The organism is Vibrio nitrifigilis, from assembly GCF_015686695.1.
GTDB classification, from domain to species: domain Bacteria; phylum Pseudomonadota; class Gammaproteobacteria; order Enterobacterales; family Vibrionaceae; genus Vibrio; species Vibrio nitrifigilis.
The window spans coordinates 1-2,074 of the sequence record NZ_JADPMR010000012.1; the positions used below are offsets into that span (position 1 = coordinate 1).

The window sequence follows — 2,074 nt, forward strand, 5'->3', positions numbered from 1 at the left end:
TGGCGGTTCTTGCTTCAGATAATATTCAACATGGCCCTGTTGAAATACTTTTGACCATTGATGAAGAAGCTGGCATGACTGGCGCTTCAAACCTTGAACCGAATTTACTCGAAGCCGAAATTTTACTGAATACCGATTCGGAGCAGGAAGGAGAAGTCTACGTTGGTTGTGCCGGAGGAATTGATAGTGAAATATTTCTGCCACTGGAGAAAGAACCAGTACCTGAAGGAATAAAAGCTTTTGAGCTAAGCCTGAAAGGACTGTGTGGTGGTCATTCTGGGGTTGATATACACCTTGGCAGGGCCAATGCGAACAAATTAATGGGACGGTTTCTGGCTAAATACGCTCATGAACTAGAAATCAAAGTGGCAAAATTTACCGGTGGTTCGCTACGTAACGCCATCCCAAGGGAAGTATTTTTGACCGGAGTTATTCCGGAGCATAAACTTTCTAAATTAAATATCAGCCTGGAAGAATACCTCTATTGCATAAAACAGGAGTTTTCTTCAATCGAAACGAACCTCAATATGTCTTTATCGATGACTGATGAAACATTGCCATATATCTGGACCCAAAACACACAAAATTCATTTATTAATCTGCTCAATGCCATTCCAAATGGTGTCATGAGAATGAGCTCAGATTTTTCCGGTATTGTTGAAACCTCTCTTAATGTCGGAGTCATTACAACTGAAGAAGAACATATTTCCATTATCAGCCTGATTCGTTCATTAATTGATTCCGGAAAGGAAGAAGTCGAAGGAATACTCACATCTTTGTCTTCTTTATCGGGTGCAAAAATTGAATTCAGTGGTCAGTATCCGGGCTGGAAACCGGATCCGGATTCAGAAATAATGAAACTATTCCGATCCATCTATGAAAATATGTACGGCCATAAACCCAACATAATGGTCATTCACGCAGGTCTGGAATGTGGGTTGTTTAAAAAGCCCTACCCTCATATGGACATGATATCTTTCGGTCCGACCATTAAGCATCCCCACTCTCCGGATGAAATGGTAGAAATAAAAACCGTCGAACAATTTTGGCAACAGCTAACCGCCACTTTGGAAAACATTCCCGAAAAATAATAAAAAGCCCCGATCATTTATGAACGGGGCCATTTTATAACAGTAATAATGTAAAATTTAAAAAATGGCATTCCAAACCACTGCCGTAACAAGAACCGGACAAACCACTTTGACATAAACCGGCCATATACGTCCGAAGAAACGGTTTTCAAAATCAGGGAATCCCTGCTTGAGTTCATTCACTTTTCTATTTCTTTTCCATACCCACCCGCCAAAGATGCAGAACATCAAAGCAGCAATCGGTTGAAGGTATTGCGTTGCCAGCGTCGCAACCAAACCAAACATAGAAGAAAAAGAAAAGAGAATAACCCCGCTGAACAGGGCGATCAGGATACCCAACCCCCATGTTGAGACATTTCTTGAGACATTAAAACGTTCACTTACCAAAGTAACCGGGCACTCCAGCATTGAAATTGAAGAAGTTAATGCTGCAATCGTTAACAGCAGGAAAAAGATCAAAGATACAATGCTTCCCCAAGAACCCAGACCTTCAAACATCATAGGCAAAACTCTGAAAACCAAAGTATCAGAATTTAACAAACTGCCATCGGAAGAATAAATCTCGACTCCCTGAGCCATCGCCACAAACATCGCAGGCATAACCACCAAACCAGCAATAAAGGCAACAGCAGTATCTACTAAAGTGACACTCAGCGCCATCTTTGGCAGATTAGCACTCTTACTCAGATAAGAACCATAAATCAGCATTGAACAACCACCAATGGTCAAAGAGAAAAATCCTTGTCCCATCGCAGCAAGGAGCAGATCTTTATCCCATATCTTGGAAAAATCCGGGATTAGATACATCTTCAGTCCATCAACAGCACCGGGCTGAAACATAATGTAAACAAACAATCCGGCAAACAGAATAAACAAAGAAGGCATTAGTCTGACAGACCACTTTTCAATACCCCGCTTAATTCCTCCCTGAACGATCAAAATAGTCAGAAGATAAAAAATAACCGCACCAAATATATTTCTCT

General features: G+C 41.1%; 2 protein-coding genes. One reads left to right on the top strand and one right to left on the bottom strand.

Annotation, left to right across the window (positions count from 1 at the left end; all coding sequences use genetic code 11):
• Positions 1–1,091 (top strand): beta-Ala-His dipeptidase (pepD, locus tag I1A42_RS24605; protein WP_196125811.1); only part of this gene is annotated, 1,091 nt, incomplete at its 5' end.
• A gap of 57 nt (positions 1,092–1,148) precedes the next feature.
• Here the strand turns inward: pepD and I1A42_RS24610 are convergent.
• A partial coding sequence (locus I1A42_RS24610) for a sodium-dependent transporter (protein ID WP_196125813.1) occupies positions 1,149–2,074 on the bottom strand: 926 nt, incomplete at its 5' end.